The sequence below is a fragment of the Alphaproteobacteria bacterium genome, assembly GCA_040905865.1.
Taxonomy (GTDB): domain Bacteria; phylum Pseudomonadota; class Alphaproteobacteria; order UBA8366.
Genome location: JBBDQU010000005.1, coordinates 12,223 through 31,739, shown reverse-complemented (window position 1 = coordinate 31,739; position 19,517 = coordinate 12,223). Strand labels below are relative to the sequence as shown.

General features: G+C 61.8%; 16 protein-coding genes. 9 read left to right on the top strand and 7 right to left on the bottom strand.

Features of this window, described 5'->3' with window-relative positions; translation table 11 throughout:
• Window positions 1-67: 67 nt before the first annotated feature.
• Genes WD767_01075 through WD767_01040 form a run of 8 tightly spaced genes read left to right on the top strand, consistent with a single transcriptional unit; the run spans window position 68 to window position 8,988 of the window.
• The gene (locus tag WD767_01075) at window positions 68-3,478 is read left to right on the top strand and encodes a YdbH domain-containing protein (GenBank protein ID MEX2614664.1); all 3,411 of its coding nucleotides are present in this window, start codon (window positions 68-70) and stop codon (window positions 3,476-3,478) included.
• A gap of 48 nt (window positions 3,479-3,526) precedes the next feature.
• Window positions 3,527-3,727, top strand: coding sequence for a YnbE family lipoprotein (locus WD767_01070; GenBank protein MEX2614663.1), 201 nt, complete (start codon window positions 3,527-3,529; stop codon window positions 3,725-3,727).
• Window positions 3,728-3,729: 2 nt separating this feature from the next.
• Entirely contained in the window at window positions 3,730-4,080 is a 351-nt protein-coding gene (locus tag WD767_01065) for a YdbL family protein (GenBank protein ID MEX2614662.1), read from the top strand.
• 46 nt (window positions 4,081-4,126) lie between these two features.
• On the top strand, window positions 4,127-5,041 hold the full coding sequence (locus WD767_01060; GenBank protein ID MEX2614661.1) for a MoxR family ATPase: 915 nt from the start codon (window positions 4,127-4,129) through the stop codon (window positions 5,039-5,041).
• On the top strand, window positions 5,038-6,255 hold the full coding sequence (locus tag WD767_01055) for a VWA domain-containing protein (GenBank protein MEX2614660.1): 1,218 nt from the start codon (window positions 5,038-5,040) through the stop codon (window positions 6,253-6,255). Before WD767_01060 ends, WD767_01055 begins: the two co-directional genes overlap by 4 nt.
• Entirely contained in the window at window positions 6,252-6,587 is a 336-nt protein-coding gene (locus WD767_01050) for an XdhC family protein (protein MEX2614659.1), read from the top strand. Before WD767_01055 ends, WD767_01050 begins: the two co-directional genes overlap by 4 nt.
• 59 nt (window positions 6,588-6,646) lie before the next feature.
• Window positions 6,647-7,357, top strand: a complete 711-nt coding sequence (locus tag WD767_01045; protein MEX2614658.1) for an XdhC family protein — start codon at window positions 6,647-6,649, stop codon at window positions 7,355-7,357.
• Window positions 7,354-8,988, top strand: a complete 1,635-nt coding sequence (locus WD767_01040; protein MEX2614657.1) for a molybdopterin-binding/glycosyltransferase family 2 protein — start codon at window positions 7,354-7,356, stop codon at window positions 8,986-8,988. Before WD767_01045 ends, WD767_01040 begins: the two co-directional genes overlap by 4 nt.
• A 5-nt stretch (window positions 8,989-8,993) precedes the next feature.
• On the opposite strand, the gene WD767_01035 is transcribed toward WD767_01040, so the two are convergent.
• Entirely contained in the window at window positions 8,994-9,803 is an 810-nt protein-coding gene (locus WD767_01035; protein ID MEX2614656.1) for an alpha/beta hydrolase, read from the bottom strand.
• A 103-nt stretch (window positions 9,804-9,906) separates the two neighbouring features.
• Window positions 9,907-11,496 (bottom strand): DHA2 family efflux MFS transporter permease subunit, encoded by a 1,590-nt coding sequence (locus tag WD767_01030; GenBank protein ID MEX2614655.1) that lies wholly within the window; start codon window positions 11,494-11,496, stop codon window positions 9,907-9,909.
• A gap of 130 nt (window positions 11,497-11,626) precedes the next feature.
• Between WD767_01030 and WD767_01025 the strand changes: the two genes are divergently transcribed.
• Complete coding sequence (locus WD767_01025) at window positions 11,627-12,769, top strand: DUF2336 domain-containing protein (protein MEX2614654.1); 1,143 nt, start codon at window positions 11,627-11,629, stop codon at window positions 12,767-12,769.
• 127 nt (window positions 12,770-12,896) lie between these two features.
• On the opposite strand, the gene WD767_01020 is transcribed toward WD767_01025, so the two are convergent.
• The 5 genes from WD767_01020 to WD767_01000 all read right to left on the bottom strand — a co-directional run bounded on the left by WD767_01020 (window position 12,897) and on the right by WD767_01000 (window position 19,493).
• On the bottom strand, window positions 12,897-13,910 hold the full coding sequence (locus WD767_01020; GenBank protein ID MEX2614653.1) for a hypothetical protein: 1,014 nt from the start codon (window positions 13,908-13,910) through the stop codon (window positions 12,897-12,899).
• A 396-nt stretch (window positions 13,911-14,306) separates the two neighbouring features.
• Window positions 14,307-14,804, bottom strand: coding sequence for a hypothetical protein (locus WD767_01015; protein MEX2614652.1), 498 nt, complete (start codon window positions 14,802-14,804; stop codon window positions 14,307-14,309).
• A 174-nt stretch (window positions 14,805-14,978) separates the two neighbouring features.
• The gene (coaD, locus tag WD767_01010) at window positions 14,979-15,482 is read right to left on the bottom strand and encodes a pantetheine-phosphate adenylyltransferase (protein MEX2614651.1); all 504 of its coding nucleotides are present in this window, start codon (window positions 15,480-15,482) and stop codon (window positions 14,979-14,981) included.
• A gap of 44 nt (window positions 15,483-15,526) precedes the next feature.
• Window positions 15,527-18,259 carry a DNA gyrase subunit A gene (gyrA, locus tag WD767_01005; protein MEX2614650.1) on the bottom strand — a complete coding sequence of 911 codons (2,733 nt, stop codon included), beginning with the start codon at window positions 18,257-18,259 and terminating at the stop codon, window positions 15,527-15,529.
• A gap of 358 nt (window positions 18,260-18,617) precedes the next feature.
• Entirely contained in the window at window positions 18,618-19,493 is an 876-nt protein-coding gene (locus WD767_01000) for an OmpA family protein (protein ID MEX2614649.1), read from the bottom strand.
• Window positions 19,494-19,517: the final 24 nt, after the last annotated feature.

The following is a 19,517-nucleotide window of genomic DNA, read 5'->3' as shown; positions in this document are numbered from 1 at the left end:
CGTCAAAGATTACGGCGTCATTAGAACAGATTCGCCGCCTCGATACAGAGGCCCTATTCTCCGACAGATGAATGAAGATTCGCCACCGTCGCCAAAAGGCCGCTTGCGCCGGCGGGCGCTGATCACGATAGCCTGCCTGGTGGCGGGGCTGATTCTGGCCGGATTGGCCGGATGGTACTACCGTCTCGCGCTGGCCGAGCGCATAATTCTGGCGGCCCTTGCAACACAGGGTGTCGCGCCCGCCGGTCTGACCGTCGACAGGCTGTCGTTGCATTCCGCGAGCCTATCCGCGATTTCCCTTGGCCCCGATCAGGCGCAGAAGATCGAACGCATCGATGTCACCTATTCGCTGGACGCCCTGCGCCGCGGCGAAGTCACCGGCATTCATATCGAGGCGCCCCGGCTCATGGGGCGCCTCGTGGAAGGCCGGCTCGAACTGCCGGGCCTCGGTGCACTGTTCGAGGGGGAATCGTCCGGCGACGCCATGCCGCTGCGCATCGCAAGGCTGACCGCGGACGATTTTCATGTCGCTCTGGCAACGCCCTATGGCGATGTCGCCCTGACAGGCGAGGCAACTGCCACGACGTCGATAGAGGGGCTCGTCGAAATAGCGGCAACATGGTCAGCCGATGCCGCCGACAACCTGAATAACATCGACGCGAAGGGCAACGCGAGCGCGACGCTGCTGCCGACAGGGGAAGTGATCGGCAGGGTGTTCCTGGAAGACGGCAATGCGCGGCTTGCCGAAGACGGCGTCGAGGGTCTGCACGGCGGCGCGCAGATCCTGGGACATGGCGGCAATTACAGCATCGATGCGACGATAACCGGCGACCGCATTCGCCTGCGCGGCAACACGGTCGAGAATGCGATGCTGACGGCAGGGCTGACCATCGGCGAACCGGGAATCCGGGTCGATGCACGGCTTGACTCCACGGAAGGCCACGCGGCCCTGACCGGCACGGTTCAGCCCGCCCCGAATGGCGGCTTTGCATATGACGGCAGCCTGTCCGCCGGGCTGGATCTGCCGAATATCGTCGCGCGGCTGACCGGGGCACTGCATGCCGTCGCGCCGGCGGACGGTAAAATCGCGGGACGGATGGAGATCACCGATGCCGCGCTGACGTTACGCGAAATCGGATTCGAAGCCACGGGCGTTTCCGGTATGGCGCGCTTCACGCAACCGGCCGCAGGCTTGCCCGATCTCACTGCCGAGATCGATTTCCAGCGCTTCAGGTATGCCGGATTTGACGCCGACTGGGCCGCGCTGACTTTCGAACACAACGCCGAAGGCGCCGTGTTGAATGCCGATCTTTCGGCCACCAAAGGGAACAACGTCAGTGTCCGCGTACGGCAAAACGCGGGCCAGCCGCTGACTTTTGATGCAACTGGCCTTGTCGCGCCCGGCCCTGTTCTGGACGCGCGGGCGGTTGGCATACGGACCGCCGGCGAAGTTGGTTTCGACATATCGGGAACGCTCGCTGACCCGTGGGGCGCCCCGGAAACGCTGCTGGACCGCCTGACGGTCGAAGGCGACCTGACGCCCGACCTGAAGCACTTGCACGTTCCCGGCGTGCTGCGTGACGGATCGCTGAAAGGATCGGTCCAGGTAACCGCCGGGCCGGGCGATTGGGTATTTTCCAGCCCGTCGTTCACGCTGTCCAACGCACGTCTCGCCCCGGAACTGCTGCAGGCACTGCCCGAGACATTGCACCAGCACACGCAAACGCCCCTCACCGTTGAATTGCGCGCCGCCGACAAACCGCACGCCGTACTGCGCATTACACCGCGCGAGGGCGGTTATGCCGCCGCCTTTTCCGGCACGGCCCGTGCCGCATCCCGCAGCGTGGCGCTGACCGTCACCGGGCAGGCCGACGCCACGCTGCCGTTTTCCGTCGCCGGAGGAAGCGGACAATTTCACCTGACGGGCACGCACACGCAATCCGTCGGCGATGGCGTCGATCCGGTCACTATCCGCCCGGACGTCAACGGCACGTTCACCCTGACGGACAACGTCCTGGCGGCCCGAACGGGCGCCGCGAGCCAGTTGAAAATCGACAGTGTGGGTGTCCCGGACCAGTTCCGCACGACAGCGCCGCTGCTGATGACAATCGAACAGCCCTTCAGCCTCCGCGCCGATTTCGGCAAACAGCCAACTGACCTGTCCTATGGCGGCGGCGTCACCTTGCGGAACAGCCGCTTCGCGATCACCGCCGGGCGGGAACCGACGAATCTGATCCTTTCGGACATCCCCGCCCGGATCAACGGCGGAACGAACCGCCTCGCCGTGGCCGTCGGACCGGCGCAAGCCGAACTGCCCGGTCATGCGATCCATGCGGAAGGTGTCGCCATAAAACTGGCCGCGGCGGATGGCGTCACGGTCGATATCGACATTGGCGACATACGTCAGAAATCCCCGGCCCCCGTCATCATTCCAATGCAGTTGCAGGCGTCGGTGAAGTCGACAAACGGCCTGGCGCGTTTTTCGGCGCATTTGCATGACAAATCGGAAACAATTTCCATTCGTGCAACGGGTGAACACGATCTGGCGCATGCCAAAGGCTCCGCGACTGTGAAAAGCACCCGGATTACCTTCCTGCCGACGGTCCTGCAGCCGGCCGACCTGTTCCCGGTCATCGGCAATCAGCTTCAGGACACCGATGGCTATTTCGAAGGCAAGGCGTCATTGCAGTGGCAGGACGGCGTGATCGAATCCAGCGCCGAAATCCTCGTGGACATCACGGCGCTGGAAACAGATGAGGTGCGCCTGGAAAACGCGGCAACGGTCATTACCTTTGACAGCCTGTTTCCGCCTTCCACACCGCCGGGGCAGGAAATCCACGTCGGGATACTCGATATCGGCATCCCCCTGACGGGCGGGCGGATCGAATTCCAGGTGGCCCGCGAAGGGTATATCACTGCCGCCCTGCGCGAACTGGACCTGTTCGGCGGCCGGATCGAAACCGACCTGTTCACGGTTCCGGCGAAACTCGACGGTTTCACCATTCCCCTGGAGGTCAACGGCGTGCGGCTGGACTCATTGCTTGCGGCGACGAAAGTCGGCGATCTTACGGCAACCGGGACGTTGAATGGCCAGATACCGGTCGTGTTCGAGGATGGGCGCGTCTTCGTGCGCAACGGCGTCCTCGAATCGGCGGCGGGCGGCGGCCTCATACAATACCGGCCGGAAGGTGTGGGACCCGCCCTTTCCGACGCCAACGAAGGGACGGCCCTTTTTCTCGATATCGTCCGCAACTTTCAATACGACAGCGTCCGCGTCACAATCGACGAACAGGCATCCGGCGACATTCCCTTCGAATTCAAGATCAAGGGCAAAAACCCCGCCGTATACAAGGGCATCCCGGTCGAGTTGAACCTGTCAATGAGCGGGCCGTTGCGCGCCATTCTGCAACAGGGCCTGAAAACCTACACCCTGCCGAACCGCCTGCTGGAACGAATGGAGGGCTTTACCAACCAGTGATCGGGCCGCACACTGGTATTTCAAGGCAGGAACCGTCATATTCAGGAGATGAAAATATCGAACCGCTTCAAGATATCCCTGTTTTCCGTTGCGCTTGCCGCATTGGGCGCCTGCACACCCGAAGTCCAGATCCGAGCACCCGACAAGCCGATCGTGATTAATCTGAACGTCAAGATCGAACAGGAAATCCGGATCAAGGTCGAAAAGGACATCGACAACCTGCTGGAAACAAACAAGGACCTGTTTTAGCCATGACGAACAGGAAAAACACCGTTCTGCTGCCCCTCCTCGCCTTTCTGGCCATCGTCTCGGTAATTCTCACCGGCCCGGCGGCGGCCGATAGCCTGGACGATGCCAAGCGCAACGGTCTGGTCGGCGAGACTCTGCGCGGCTATATCGCGCCGGTGAAAGCACCTTCTGCCGAGACCACCCGGCTGGTGAATGACATCAACCAGCGCCGCAGGGCGGCTTACGAGGATATCGCGAAGAAGAACGGTATCCCCATCCAGCAGGTCGAGGTGCTCACCGGACAGCGCATCATCGAACGCGCGCCTGCCGGAACCTTTTACCAGGATAGCAGCGGGAATTGGACCCGGAAGTAGCGACCGGCCGTTTCCCGTATAAACAGGTCATCGAAGGCTAAGGTCCATGGAGCTTCCCGATTCCGTAGAGCAAACCCACGCGCTATTGGCGAAAGGCGCCTATGTCGCGGACCGCAGCCTGGCCACGGCGCTGTACCTCTCGCTCAGCCTTGGCCGCCCCCTGTTTCTGGAAGGCGAAGCCGGCGTCGGCAAGACGGAAATTGCCAAGGTTCTGTCGCAGACGCTGGGCCGCAGGCTGGTCCGCCTGCAATGCTATGAGGGGCTGGACGCGGCGACGGCGGTCTACGAATGGAATTACGCGCTCCAGATGGTCGAAATCCGCCTGGCCGAAGCCATCGGGGACATGGACCGGACAACCCTGGAGGGCGATATCTTTTCGCGCCGCTTCCTGATCGAACGCCCCCTCCTCCAGGCGCTGGAGCCTTCCGTCGACGGACCGCCGGTCCTGCTGATCGACGAGTTGGACCGGACCGACGAACCCTTCGAGGCCTATCTGCTGGAACTGCTGTCGGACTTCCAGATCACGATCCCCGAAATCGGTACGATCCGCGCGGGAAAACCGCCGCTGGTCATCATCACATCGAACCGGACGCGGGAAATCCATGACGCGCTGAAGCGACGCTGTTTCTATTACTGGGTCGATTATCCGAACGCCGCGCGCGAACTGGAAATCCTCGCCGTGAAAGCGCCCGGCGTTCCCGAGGCACTGTCCAGACAGATCGTCGGTTTCGTGCAACGCCTGCGCGACATCGACCTGTTCAAGGCGCCCGGCGTGGCGGAAACCATCGACTGGGCCGAGGCGCTGGTACAGCTAGACCGGATGACCCTAGACCCGGAAAGCATCAACGACACCCTCGGCACGCTGCTGAAATACCAGGACGACATCGCCAGAATAAAAGGCAGCGAAGCGAGCCGTATCCTGCAGGAGGTCAACGCCGAACTGGCGAGTGTAGCCGAATGAGCGCGCTGCCGGCGGATGGCGGCCGCATCGCGGGCAATATCATGCATTTCGCCCGGGCGCTGCGGGCCGCGGGGCTGCCGATCGGCCCCGGCAAGGTGCTGGACGCGATCCAGGCCGTCCAGGCGGTCGGGCTGGACAGCCGGCAGGATTTCTACTGGACACTGCATGCGGTTTTCGTGAATCGGCGCGACCAGCGCGAACTGTTCGATCAGGCCTTCCATATCTTCTGGCGCAATCCGAAAATCCTGGAACGCATGATGTCGCTGGCGCTGCCCGGTTTCCCGACCCCGCCGGATGAAGACGCCGGGATCATGTCGCCGCGCCTCGCCGCCGCGCTGGCGGCGCAGCAGGACGGGGAACCAAAGGAACGCGAAAAGGAAATCGAATTCGACGCGGCGATGACGTCGAGCCAGTCGGAACAACTCGGCGAAAAGGATTTCGAGAAGATGACGGCGGAGGAAGTGGACGCCGCCCGCCGCGCCATCCGGACCATGCGGCTGCCGATCATGGAAATTCCGACCCGGCGATTCCGACCCGATCCGGCGGGGTTGCGCGCCGATATGCGGGCGACGCTGCGTGCCTCCCTGCAGCATGGCGGCAACATCATCGCGTTGCGCCACCGCACAAGGCGCCGACGCCGCCCGCCGCTGGTCATCCTGTGCGATATATCCGGTTCGATGGACCGTTACGCGCGGATGCTGATCCACTTCATGCATGCGGTCACCAATGACCGGGACCGGGTGCACACCTTCCTGTTCGGCACGCGCCTGACCAATGTCACCCGGCACCTGCGGCACAAGGATATCGACGTCGCGCTCGAAAAGGTCGCCGGTTCTGTCGCCGACTGGTCCGGCGGCACGCGGATCGGCAAATGCCTGGCCGATTTCAACCGCAACTGGTCGCGCCGGGTGCTGGGCCAGGGCGCCGTGGTGCTGTTCATTTCCGACGGGCTGGACCGGGATGCCGGTGACGGCGTCAGCCATGAAATCAGACGGTTGCATGGTTCCTGCCGCCGCCTTGTTTGGCTTAACCCGCTCTTGCGGTATGATGGGTTCGAACCTAAATCTATAGGTGTGCGGGCCCTGTTACCGTATGTCGACGATTTCTGTCCCGTCCACAACCTGAACAGCCTGGCCGCGCTGACCGGGGCCCTCAACCGGCCGGGCCAGCGCGAGGCCGCCGAGATGGCGCAATGGCGAAGGAGAAGCGCATGACTGATACGCAGATGCTCGATCATGACAACGTGCTGGAGCGGGCCGCCGCCTGGAAGGCGGAAGGCGGCGATGTGGCGCTGGCGACCGTGGTCACGACCTGGGGCTCCTCGCCCCGCCCGGTCGGCAGCCAGTTGGCGATCAGGGGCGACGGTTCCTTCGTCGGTTCGGTTTCCGGCGGCTGTATCGAGGGCGCCGTCATCACCGAAGCCATGAACGTCATGCAGGACGGCTCGACCAAGGTGCTCGATTTCGGCGTCACCGACGAGATGGCCTGGGAGGTCGGCCTCGCCTGCGGCGGCAAGATATCGGTTTTCGTGGAGCACCTCGACTGACCGCGTCGCGGCGGATGGCGTAATTTCCGGCAACAGACGAACCTGATGGATCCGAAGACATGAAAACCACCCACCTGACGGCCCTCAACGACGCACGGCGCAGCGGCAAGGCCACGCTGATGATCACCGATGTCGAAAGCGGCGCCCAGACGCTGGTCGTCGAAGGGGAGGCCAACGGCGATATCCCCGTAACCGCCGCCGTACAGGCGGCGATCGACCGGGCGCGCAACAACGACCGCAGCCGCATGGACGAGGTCGATGGCCGCCGGCTGTTCTTGCAGGTCTTCAACCCGCCCCGCCGGTTGATCGTCGTGGGCGCGGCCCATATCGCGCAGCCGCTGGTGCCGATGGCGACGCTGGCCGGTTATGCGGTCACCATCGTCGATCCGCGCAGCGCCTGGGCGACGCCGGAACGGTTCCCCGATGTGGATATCGACTCGCGCTGGCCGGATGAGGCGCTGGACGACCTGAAGCCGGATGCGCGCACCGCCGTGGTGACGCTGACCCATGATCCGAAACTGGACGACCCCGCGCTGATCGCCGCCCTGCGGTCGAACGCTTTTTATATCGGCGCGCTGGGCGGGCAGAAAACCGCCGGAAAACGGCGTGAACGGCTAGCCGCGGAAGGTTTCGGACCGGCGGATTTCGCGCGCATCAACGGCCCGGTCGGGCTGGATATCGGCGCGATCACCCCGGCGGAAATCGCCATATCGATCATGGCTGAAATCACCGAAGCGCTGCATCGACCGGAAAAAAGGGCCGCCGCATGAATTTCGGCGACATCGCCGTCGCGAACGCGAAGGGTGCTATTCTTGCGCACCGGGTCCGCTGCGGAAAGAACACGCTGAAGAAGGGGCGGACCCTCTCGGCGGAAGACATCGAAACCCTGCAGGCCGCCGGGGTCGAAACCATTACCGGCGCGCAGCTGGAAGCGGGCGATGTCGGCGAGGACAGGGCCGCCGCCCGGATCGCCACGGCCATCGCCGGTGACAGCCTGGACGTTTCCGCCGCCTTCACCGGCCGCGTCAACCTGTATGCCAAGGCCGACGGGCTGGTCAATTACGACCCGGTCCGGCTGAACGCCCTTAACCTGATCGACGAATCCGCAACCGTCGCCCTGCTGCCCCCCTATGCGCAGGTATCGCCGCGCCAAATGGTCGGCACGGTGAAGATCATTCCCTTTGCCGCGCCCGAACCCGTTGTTGCGGCCTGCGAGGCGATTGCGACCCAAACCGCGCCGCTTGTCCGGGTGGCGCCCTATCGCGGTCGCCCCGTCGGGCTCATCCAGACCCGACTGCCGGGAACGAAGGAATCCGTGCTGGACAAGACAACCGAGGTCCTGACGCAGCGCGTGGTCGCCCTGGGCGGCACTGTCACGCAGGAACGCCGCTGCGGCCACACCACCGGCGAAATCGAGCAGGCCATCGGCGCGCTGACCCAGGGCGGCAGCGCCATGGTCCTGATCATCGGCGCGTCGGCCATCACCGACCGGCGCGACGTGATTCCGGCCGGGATCGTCCAGGCGGGCGGAATCGTCGATCATTTCGGCATGCCGGTCGATCCGGGCAACCTGTTGCTGATGGGGCATGTGGGCGACGTGCCGGTTGCCGGGCTGCCCGGATGCGCGCGCTCGCCGAAGCTGAACGGTTTCGATTGGGTATTGCAGCGGATGTTCGCCGATATCCCGGTACGGCGGGAGGATATCATGGCGATGGGCGCGGGCGGCTTGTTGAAGGAAATTCCGGCGCGCCCCCTGCCCCGCGCCGAAGCGATCGAAGGGGCCCAGGAAGATGACGATACCGGCCGCGCGCCGCGCATCGCCGCCATCGTCCTCGCGGCCGGGCAATCGCGGCGCATGGGCGCGACGAACAAGCTGCTGGCGGAAATCGACGGTCGCGCGATGGTCAACCGGGTGGTCGATGCCGTGCGCGCCTCCAAGGCCGAACCGATCATGGTTGTGCTGGGTCATGAGGCGGACCGGGTTCGGGCCGCCATCGGCGACGACGACAGCCTCTCCTTTACAGTGAACCCGAATTTTCCGGACGGCCTCAGCACATCCGTCGTCAGCGGTCTCAACGCCCTGCCCGCCGGTATCGACGGGGTGATTGTCTGCCTCGGCGACATGCCGCGTGTATCCGCCGCGGAAATCGATCGCCTGATCGCGGCGTTCGACCCGCTGGAAGGCCGGGCAATCTGTATCCCGACCCATAACGGCAAACGCGGCAATCCGATGCTGTTCGCCCGACGTTTTTTTGACGAGGTCCGCGAAATTTCCGGCGACCTGGGCGCGCGGCAACTGACCGGCGCCTACCCGGACCTGGTCTGCGAGGTCGAAATGTCCGGCGACGGCGTGCTGCTGGATATCGACACGCCGACGGCGCTGGCGGCGCTGACTGCCTGAACCGCCTAACCTTCCGCTTCCGGGAACATTTTTTCCAGGAATTTCAGGACGATATCCGGCAGTCCGTGTTCCAGCAGATTGTTGTGCCGTGCGCCGGCAATCAGGTGAAACACCTTGGGTTCGTTCGCTGCATCAAACAGGCGGCGGGCGTATTTGACCGGGATCACCGTGTCGTGTTCACCGTGCACGATCAGCAGCGGCGCCGTCACCGCCGCGATACGCGAGACCGAATCAAAACGGTCGCGGACCAGCCAGCGCGACGGCGCGTACCAGTAATGATGCTGCGCCAGGTCCGGCATGCTGCTGTAGGGCGCCTCGAGAACCACGGCGCCCACCGCGTGTTTTACCGCCATGGCGACCGCAATCCCGCTGCCCAGCGATTCGCCATACAGGACGATCCGGTTATCTGGAATACCTTCCGACCGGAGAAATCCCAGAGCCGTTCCCGCGTCTGAAAACAACAGATCTTCGGCGGGGCTTCCCCCGGCACCGGCATTGTATCGATAGCTGAGCAGCAGCACGCCATAGCCAGCGTCCAGATACGCCCGCACCTTGTCCCCCCGAATCCCGATATGGCCCGCATTGCCATGAAAATATGCGATTACCGGTGCTTGCGCTGTCGCAGCAGGACGCCACCAGGCAAGCAATTCGAGCCCGTCCGAAGTCTTCAGGCGAATCGGTTCCATCTCGCCGACCCCGTAATCCGCCGGCCGCGGAACCGTCTGGTCGGGATGGTACAGCAGGTTGCGCTGCCCGAAATACAGCAGGGCGATAAAAATCCCATAAACCGCGACCGCTATCCCCAAAAATCCCATGCGCAATTCACACCCTTGCGATACCGATTCAGCATCCCTGCGCAGACTACCCGTCCCGCGACGATCGGAAAACCCGCCATCACAGCACCGAAATAACCGTGCCTTACCGTTCGCGCGCCTGGGACAGGATATAGGCGGGAATCAGCGCGATAACGAACACGATTGCAATCAGCATGAACCCGTCCTGGAACCCCTGCGTTTGCGCCTGTGCGTGCAGCACCTGCCCGAGATGGTTCAGCGATATGGGAGTCTGGATCGCGACGGGAATCCCGCCCTCGCTCAGCAGTCCCTCTATCCTCCCAAGCAACTCCCGTGTCGCGGCGTTTCCCGCCGTCTGGGTCGCGGTCATCGCGTCGATATGAAACTGCGTGCGCAGTTCCAGCGCCACGACCAGCGTGTTGATTCCCATGGCGCCGCCCAACTGGCGGAAGAAATTGATCGTGCCGGACCCCGCATTCAGTTTGTCCGTCGGCACGGACCGCATGGCCGACGCCATCAGCGCCGGTGAAATGAAGGCCATCCCGAACCGGCCGACGATGCAGAACACCGCGACGGCCCAGAACCCCGTATTGATATCCACGTCCGCCAGAAGATACGCTCCCAGCACAAACAGCAGGAGGCCCCCGATGATCGGATAGGCTGGCGCGACGCTGTCCGACAATTTTCCCGTCATTGGCAGCATCACCACGACGATCAGGCTGGCCGGCAGCAGCAGGAACCCCGCCACCGTCGGCGAATAGCCCTGCACAAGCTGCCCGAATACCGGGATGGCGTAGGTAATCGCAAAATTGCCCGCGCCGAACACGAAGGCGACGACAACGGCGCTGGCGAACCGCGGGTTGCCCAGCAGATTCATTTCCAGCAGGGAGGAGCCCGCCCTGAATTGCGATACGACGAAGCTGACGCCGGCCACTGTCCCGATGACGATGGTCAGCAGGATCGTGTCGGAGCTCCAGCCCTCCCGCTGGCCGTTCCCGATCGCCGTCATCAGACAGAACAGCGCCGTGCACAGTAAAATGTACCCCGCCCAGTCGAACCGCTTGGTGGGCCCGTCGGGACGCTCGGACGGCATGAAGATCAGCCCCATGGCGAAAGACGCGAGGACAAGCGGAATCGGCATGAAAAAGATATAGCGCCAGTTCAGGGCGTCCGAGGTGATCCCGCCGATGACCGGGCCGAAACCCAGCGCCAGCATAAGCCCGATGCCGTAGATTCCCATCGCGAAGCCGCGGCGGTCCGATGGGAACACCTGAAACAGCGTCACCATCACCAGGGGCTGAACGATACCGGCGGCAAAACCCTGCATGATCCGGCCCACGATAATGCCATCCAGGCTGGGACTGAATCCGCAGATCAACGCGCCCGCAAGAAACAGCGTCAGAACCCCGAGGAAGGCATTCCGCTGTCCCAGCTTGCCGACGACCCAGGCATTGAGTAGCTGGCTCGCGGTCATTGTCGTGATAAACGACGTCTGCAGGAACTGCGCCTTGTCCTGACCGACGCCAAAGGCGCCCATGACGTCCGGCACCGCAACGTTGACGATCGTTGCGGTCAGAACCATCGTGAACGCCGCTGTCATTCCCGCGATTGTCACCAGCCACCGGTAGGCGGGTCCAAATCGCGCGAAAAGATCGTCGATACTTTCCGGTTCGGATACCACGATCTGACAGGCCTTCAGGCTACAGGGAAGCACGGGCCCGGAAAGCGCCGGGTCGTATGGTTAATGATTCCCTACTTTTTCGGGAGACGAAACTGTTGTATAACACGCCATTGGGCGTGCCGGACAGCGCCCGCAATTCACGACCGGATACTGCGGCGATATCATGGACAGCGCAATAATTTCAGGTGTCGAGAATGCCGGCGCCGTGTCGGCCCAGCATCTCGTCACACTGGCGCGGGACGCCTCGCCGCCCGCGCGAAGCGCGCTTGTCGAAGCGGTAACGGACCTCCCGGAAACAGGCGACGAAACGACGACACAGCGCGAGCGGGAAATCATGTTCGATATCCTGCGGCGGCTTGTCCACGATACGGAAATGGTCGTCCGGCGCACGATCAGCACGCGCCTGGCCCAGATGCCGGACGCGCCCCGCGACCTGGTCCGGTTGCTGGCGAATGACAAGATCGAAATCGCCTACCCTATCCTGACGACCAGCGGCGCACTCAACGACGAAGACCTGATCGAAATCGTCAAATTCCGGACATTCGAGCATCAGCTTGCCGTATCGATCCGCAGCAATCTGAGCGAATCCGTTTCAGATACCCTTGTCGAGACGGGCAACAGAAACGTCATAAAATGCCTGTTGCAGAACGCCACCGCGAAGATATCCCGCGCCACGATGGAGTATCTGGTCGAGCAGTCGGAACGCGAGGATATCTTTCGCGAACCGCTGGTGCGCCGGCGCGACCTGGACCGGGATCTGGCCGAGCGGCTGTTCGGCTGGGTCTCGGATTCCCTGCGGCAGATCATCATCAAGGACTGGAAACTCGACGAAGCGACCGTCTCGCAACTCCTGTCGAAGTCGACCGCGCAGGAATTGCCGGGGCATGAAGCCGGGACGCAGCGGCAAAGCAAGGCCCAGCAACTCGCCGAGCAGCTTTCGGAACAGGGGCTGCTCAATCAGGAAGCCGTGCTCCGGGTCCTGAAAAACGCCGATATTTCCCTGTTCATGGCAATGTTTGCGCAAAAAACCGGGCTGCCTGAAACCTTCATAAAACGCATCTTCTACGATTCTTCCGGGCTCGCGCTCGCGGCGGCCTGCAAGTTCGCGAAGTTCGACAAGGATACGTTCCGGACAATATATACCTATGCACGCCATGCCAGGCAGGGATCGTCGCACAGCGGATTGAAACTGCAGAAGGCGCTGAAATTTTTCGACGAGAAATCGCCCGAACAGATCGACAGGATCGCCCGCAGCTGGCAGATCCATCCGAACCCGACCGGCATGTGGGATTTGGGCGTCGGCTAGAGCAGATCGCCTTTTACCCGACGCAATAATTGCGTCGGGTAAAAGGCGTGAATCTGCTCTATTTTTTTGGATTAAAAGCAGATCGCGGCTGTTGGAATCGCAACCGGTGCCATTCAAACCTGATGTGCTACGGACCGTTCCGCAGCGCTTCCCGGGTAATGATCAACAGGCTTTTCAACCCCTGCCGGATATCCGACATAATGAATTCGGACTGCTGCAGCAAACCGTGATCACTATTCCCGAAGCGTCGGCTCCAGGCCGACAGCTTGACCGACAGGCCGCACAGCACCGCCCCGATCGTCGTGTGGTTTCGTTCGATCAGCAGTCGCACCCGGCGAAACGTATCGGCTGAAAAATCATCCCACATGTTTTCGGATTCCTTCGTGAAGGAAGCGAACATCGCCTCGATGGACCCCTTGAGTTCGCCGAGATCGTCAAGGGTTTCCGTCATCGAGTTCATGAGATACCCGTTCTGCCTGAGCTGATGGTTCTCCCGAATATTATTGACCGCCGCGGAAAGCGACAGGAATTCCGGCTCAAGCGAATCGTGCGTGTCCTGGAAATAAGCCAGCGACAGGAACGTATCGCCGTAATCCTCGAGAAACCGCGGCAGATCGGCAAGCTTGATCCCCAGCTTGTCGGTTATCAGGCGCAGGTTGTTCAGCGCCTCTGCAGGGTCGGGGTTGTCGAACAGGGCGATCAGTTCGGAGATATCCTCAATGTCGGTTTTGTTCGACCCGTAAATCTGCCGGATCAGCGGCCGGGTAAAGCCGAGCATGTATTTCGTCAGTTCGGCCCGCTTGGCCTTCGAGAGACGCAGGTGCTCCTGATCCTCCAGGACGATTCCGAGCCCGCGAATCTGGATGCGAAGACTGTATACGTCGAAACTGTTCAGTTTCGCGAGCGCCCGGATTTTACGGCCGTCATCCATCTCCTCACCCGTGGCGATATCGAATGTCTGTTCGATCATGTCCGGGTGAATCTGACCGCTACCCGCGCTGGCGTCGTCGAAGACTTCCAACATACTTTCAAGCTTGGCATTTTTTATCAGCCGCGCACGCGACAGCGCGTTCGACTGCAGCGGAATCATGGCAAGAGGCAGTATATGCAGCGAATCCTTCTCGAAATCGGAAATCGGCAATGAATTTTCTGTCGCCTCGCCAGACATCAACACTGGTCCTTTTCGCCTTGCTGCGCGCGGTTCATTTGTTTTGAGGCCTCGACACGGCACGTGCGTTCGCTTGCCGCCTAATAATCACATCGCGACATTCCGTCAAACATCCATTTAGATGACGCTTCCCCCGCCACTCGACGCAGGTTCCCCGCCACTCGACGAACGCGTGTTCGGGATATCACTCGATCTCGCCACCGTTTCACCGCGCCGTTATCCGACAACTCGGCGCTAATGTATGCTTTTCGCGCGCCCCGATGCGGCGGGCGACGCCCGATCACGGCCGGATTACCGATTGTTGCAGTTCGTTTACGCGCCTGTGAGGTGTTTCCGGCGACAATAATGGCGCGCGCCGACCCGGTCGGCTCATTTCGGCCTGCGGTCGCCCTTCGAAAGGCGTTGCTGCAAGGCCTCGAGGTAGTGACGGTCGGCGACCGTGAATTCGTTCTCCTTGATGTCTTCGAGAAACCCGTCCAGTTCCTCGCGCAATGACTCCGAAATATCCTTCATCGACTGAATCTGCTCGATCCGTCTGATATCGTCGGCAGCCGCGCCGACAAGGTCAAAGGCTGCATCGTCCGCGCGAGGCGCCACATCGTCACCGTCGCCGTCAAATTCGCCTTCTCCGTCACGGCCACTGTCGTTGTCGTCGTAATCCTCCGGCGCCGTCGCGCCGGCGCCGGCATAATTGACCGGCGGGCTGACGCTGCCATCATCCTGGACCAGCAATTCGTCCCAGGTTACGCCCATTTCCGAAATTTTCGCGTGCAGGGTGCGCGCCGTCGCGAGGACCTCAGCGTCGTCGTCATTTCCCAGACCTTCCAACAGTCCTATAACGGTCTTGCGAGCGGAGCTTTCATTCATAACCTTCTCCCTACACGATTCTTTCGCCGATTCTGGCACATTATAGCACATCAGGTTCAAACGGAACCGCAACAGGTTCCGCTTGAACCTGTGAAGGTGCTATATTTCAATAAGATAGATCAGATTCACTTGGTTGTGGATCGCCACGGTCGATTCCAGCCAAACACTGCCGATCTAACCGGCACGGCGCTTTGCGACCAGCTTCTCGGCAACGCGCGGCGAAACGAACTGCGCGATATCGCCGTTCAGCAGGCAGATTTCCTTCACCAGGCGTGATGAGATGAACTGGTTCCGGTCCGACGCCATCAGAAAGGTGGTTTCGATTTCTGGCTTCAGGTAGCGGTTCATCGACGCCATCTGGAATTCGTACTCGAAATCCGATACGGCGCGCAGCCCGCGAACCAGAACGCTGGCGCCATGCGCTCCGGCAAAATCGGTCAGCAGGGAATCGAATGGATGGACCTCGGCCCGCGCCGCGAAGCTGGTGGCGTCCAGTTCCGCCCGGACCATCGCCACCCGGTCATCCAGCGAAAAAAGCGGTCCCTTCCCGGGATTGCGGGCGACCGCGATGATGAGTTTGTCGACGAGGTGCTTCGCCGCCCGGGAAATGATATCCATATGCCCGTTCGTGATCGGATCGAACGTTCCCGCGTATACCCCGACATGCCCTTCGGCCATTCCGTTCCCCCTCCGCTTCCCGGCCCGGCTTCACACCGGCGCTGTCAGGAATCCTCTAAAGTGCCGTTTTCCGTATTGTCTTCCGTGCCGACGATGGCGTCACCCGCGACTTCGCCATCGTCATCCCCCACGTCGCGCAACCGCGCGACAGAGACGACCTTGCCCTCGCCATTCACGTCGAAAAGCGTGACGCCCTGGGTCCGTCGGCCCGCGATCCGGACCTGGTCGACCGGGAACCGGATGACCTGCCCTCTATCGGTAACCAGCATGATCTGGTCGCTCGGCTCGACCGGGAAGGTTGCGACGACATGGTCGTTCCGCTTGGCGATATCGACATTGACGATGCCCTTCCCGCCCCGGTTCGTGATCCGATAGTCATAAGCGGACGTCCGTTTGCCGAAACCCTTTTCGGTGACGGTCAGGACGAACTGTTCGCGCGCGGCCAGCAGCTCGAAAACATCCGCCGACAACTGGCCCGTCGTGCCTGATTCAGGAACCTCTTCGTCCTCGACTTCAATCGCACGCCGCATTGCATTGGCCTGGCGCAGATATAAATCGCGCTGTTCGATTGCGATATCGACCTGCACCAGCGCCGACATCCAGATCACCTCGTCGCCGTCATCGAGGCGGATACCCCGGACACCGGTCGACGTCCGGCCGCTGAACACGCGGACATCCGGCACCGGGAAACGGATGCACATGCCCCGCCTGGTTGCCAGAAGAATGGTATCGTTATCGGTGCAGGTCCGGACCCGGACCAGCTGGTCGCCCTCGTCCAGCTTCATCGCGATCTTGCCGTTCGCCATGATATTGGTGAAATCGCTCAGCAGGTTGCGCCGCACATTACCCGTCGCGGTCGAGAACATGACATGCAGGCGGCTCCAGCTTTCCTCGTCCTCCGGCATCATCATGACCGTCGAAATCGTTTCGCCCTCTACCAGCGGCAGCAAGTTGATCATGGCCTTGCCGCGCGCCTGCGGGCTGCCCAGCGGCAACCGGTAGACCTTGAGCTGGTAGACCATGCCCCGGGACGAAAAGAACAGGACGGTGGTGTGGGTCGACGCAACGAAGACCTCCTGCACGAAATCCTCGTCCCGGGTGGACATTCCCGTCCGTCCCTTGCCGCCGCGGCGCTGGGCGCGGTAGGTGGATAGCGGCACCCGTTTGATATAGCCGCCATGGGTGACGGTCACGACCATATCCTCGCGCTGGATCAGGTCCTCGATATCGTGCTCGAATTCCGCCGGCTGGATATCGGTCCGGCGCGGCGTGCCGTATTTTTCCGAAATTTCCCGCAATTCCTCGCGCAGCACCTCAAGCAGGCGGTCGCGGTCCGTCAGGATCGTCAGGAAATCGTTGATCCTGCCGGACAGTTCCTCGGTTTCGCCGGTCAGCTTGTCCCGCTCCAGACCGGTCAGGCGTTGCAGCCGCAACTCCAGAATCGCCCGGGCCTGGATTTCGGAAAGGCGGTATCGTCCCTCGATCACCGCCCGGCCCGGATCGTCGATCAGCGCGATAAACGGCGCGACATCGCCGGCCTCCCAGTTTTCCGCCATCAGGCGTTCGCGCGCGACGGCCGGATCCGGCGACCGGCGGATCAGGTCGATGATCGGATCGAGATTCGCCAGCGCGACCAGCAGGCCGGCCAGGACATGCGCCCGTTCCCGCGCCCGGCGCAGCAGATAGACCGTCCGGCGGGTAATAACGACTTCGCGGAAATCGACGAACGCGGCGATGATTTCCTTCAGGTTCATCTGTTCCGGCCGGCCGCCGACCAGCGCCAGCATATTGACGCCGAAACTCGTCTGCAGGGGCGTGTAACGGAACAGTTGGGCCAGCACGACTTCCGTGATCGAATCGCGCTTCAGTTCGATCACGACACGGACGCCGTCCCGATCCGATTCGTCGCGCAGATCCGATATCCCCTCGACCGTCTTGTCCCGGACGACCTCGGCAATTCGCTCCACCATCCGTGACTTGTTCACCTGATAGGGAATTTCGGTAACGACGATTGCCTCGCGGTCCGCGCCGAGCGGTTCGACATGCGTTCGCGACCGCATGACCACCGAGCCGCGCCCGGTGTGATACGCGGAACGGATTCCCGCTTCCCCGAGGATCTGGCCACCGGTTGGAAAATCGGGACCGGGAACCAGTTCGATCAGTTCCGCAATCGAAATTGCCGGATTGTCGACATAAGCCAGGCAGGCATTGACCACTTCGGTCAGGTTGTGCGGCGGAATATTCGTCGCCATGCCGACCGCGATGCCGCCCGCGCCGTTGACCAGCAGATTCGGGAACCGCGCCGGCAGAACCGAAGGTTCGGATGTGGTTTCATCATAGTTGTCGATGAAATCGACCGTTTCCTTGTCGATATCGTCGATCAGCGCTTCCGCCGATGCCGCCAGGCGCGCTTCGGTGTAGCGCATGGCGGCCGCCCGGTCGCCATCCATGGAACCGAAATTGCCCTGCCCGTCGATCAGCGGCAGCCGCATCGAGAAACCCTGCGCCATCCGCACCATGGCGTCATAAATCGCCTGGTCGCCATGCGGGTGATACTTACCCATGACGTCACCGACAATCCGCGCCGACTTGCGATACGGCCGGGTGGAATCGAAACCGCTTTCCTTCATCGAATAAAGGATCCGGCGATGCACCGGCTTCAGACCGTCGCGGACATCAGGCAACGCCCGGCTCACGATGACGCTCATCGCGTAATCGAGATACGAACGCTTCATTTCCTCTTCTATGGAAATATAAGAGGGTTCTATCGGCGGCATGGCTGCGGGCTCAAGAAACGATCACTCTATTACTGCTTTTCATTGGATATTTGGCGGGAAGGCGACAAAGCCGTCCAGCCAACCTCAAGATGACAACCGAAGGCAAAATATAGAGGGTTTTCTGTTATGGAACAACGAAATACGGAATTTCCCGACAAGTCATCTACCGGGCAATTCACTACGGCAATACCGTTAATGCCAGTCTTGCCTTGCCGGCCGGCCCGTTCTGCCACCTGCGAATGAAGTGGTCCCGCATACCGATACTCCTGCGATAAAACGGGCCGCAACCTGACCCCGACGCCCTTGCTCGGCATCCGGGCGGGGCTGCGGCCCATTCCTGTTACCGTGCGGTCGGGCCTCAGTAGAGTCTGATCACCACCCGGCGATTCGCGTCCTCGCGGACGCCGTCACCGGTCGGCTTTTCCTGCCCCGATTCACCGACCGAAACCGGTTCGATGATATCTGGATTGACGTCCAGTCCGACCAGAACTTCCTTCACGTTCTCGGCGCGGCGCAATGCCAGGGCCTGATTGTACCCGTCCCGGCCCGCCGAATCCGTGTGCCCGACAACGACAACGCTGGAAATCTTGTTCTCGCGGATCGAATTCGCGGCCTTGACCAGCGCGACGCCGGCCTCGGCGCCCCTCACCTCGTCACTGTCGAATTCGAAATAAACGTTGAACGGGCCTTTTTCCGGCATCGCGACCGGCGCCGGCTTCGCGGGTTCCGGCTCCTTTTCCGCCGGCGACGGCTTCATCATCTCATCCAGCGACTGCATGGCCAGCATATAGCCGTTGCGGCACTTCGCGATATCGTCCGGCTGGGTGTTTTCCTCAAGCTCCTGCGCCCAGCAATCGAACTGCGTCTGCGCCCGCGCGGCGATTCCCGGGAAATCCTTGCGGCCACCCGAATCGAGTGCGTAAACAAGGCGGGACCGCTCGCCGATCAATTCGTCCAACTGCTTTGCCGAATAATGGCGATCCCACAGAATATCCGGGTCAACGTCCTTGCCCATCGCCGCCGCTTCGGCGCGCCGCGCAAAGACGCCCGCATCGTAACGGTCGCCTTCCTCCAGTTCTATCTTCGCCAGAGTCACGTACTGATGCTGCAGGTTAGCCTTAAATCCCTTTTCCTTCGGCTCCATTTTTTCAACCGTTTCGATCAACCGGCCGTCCGCGCAGGCGCCCGCCAGCAACGCCACCCCGAACAGGGTTGCAAGGGCTCGCATTTTCATAAGTTCTCTCCCCAGACTGAATAG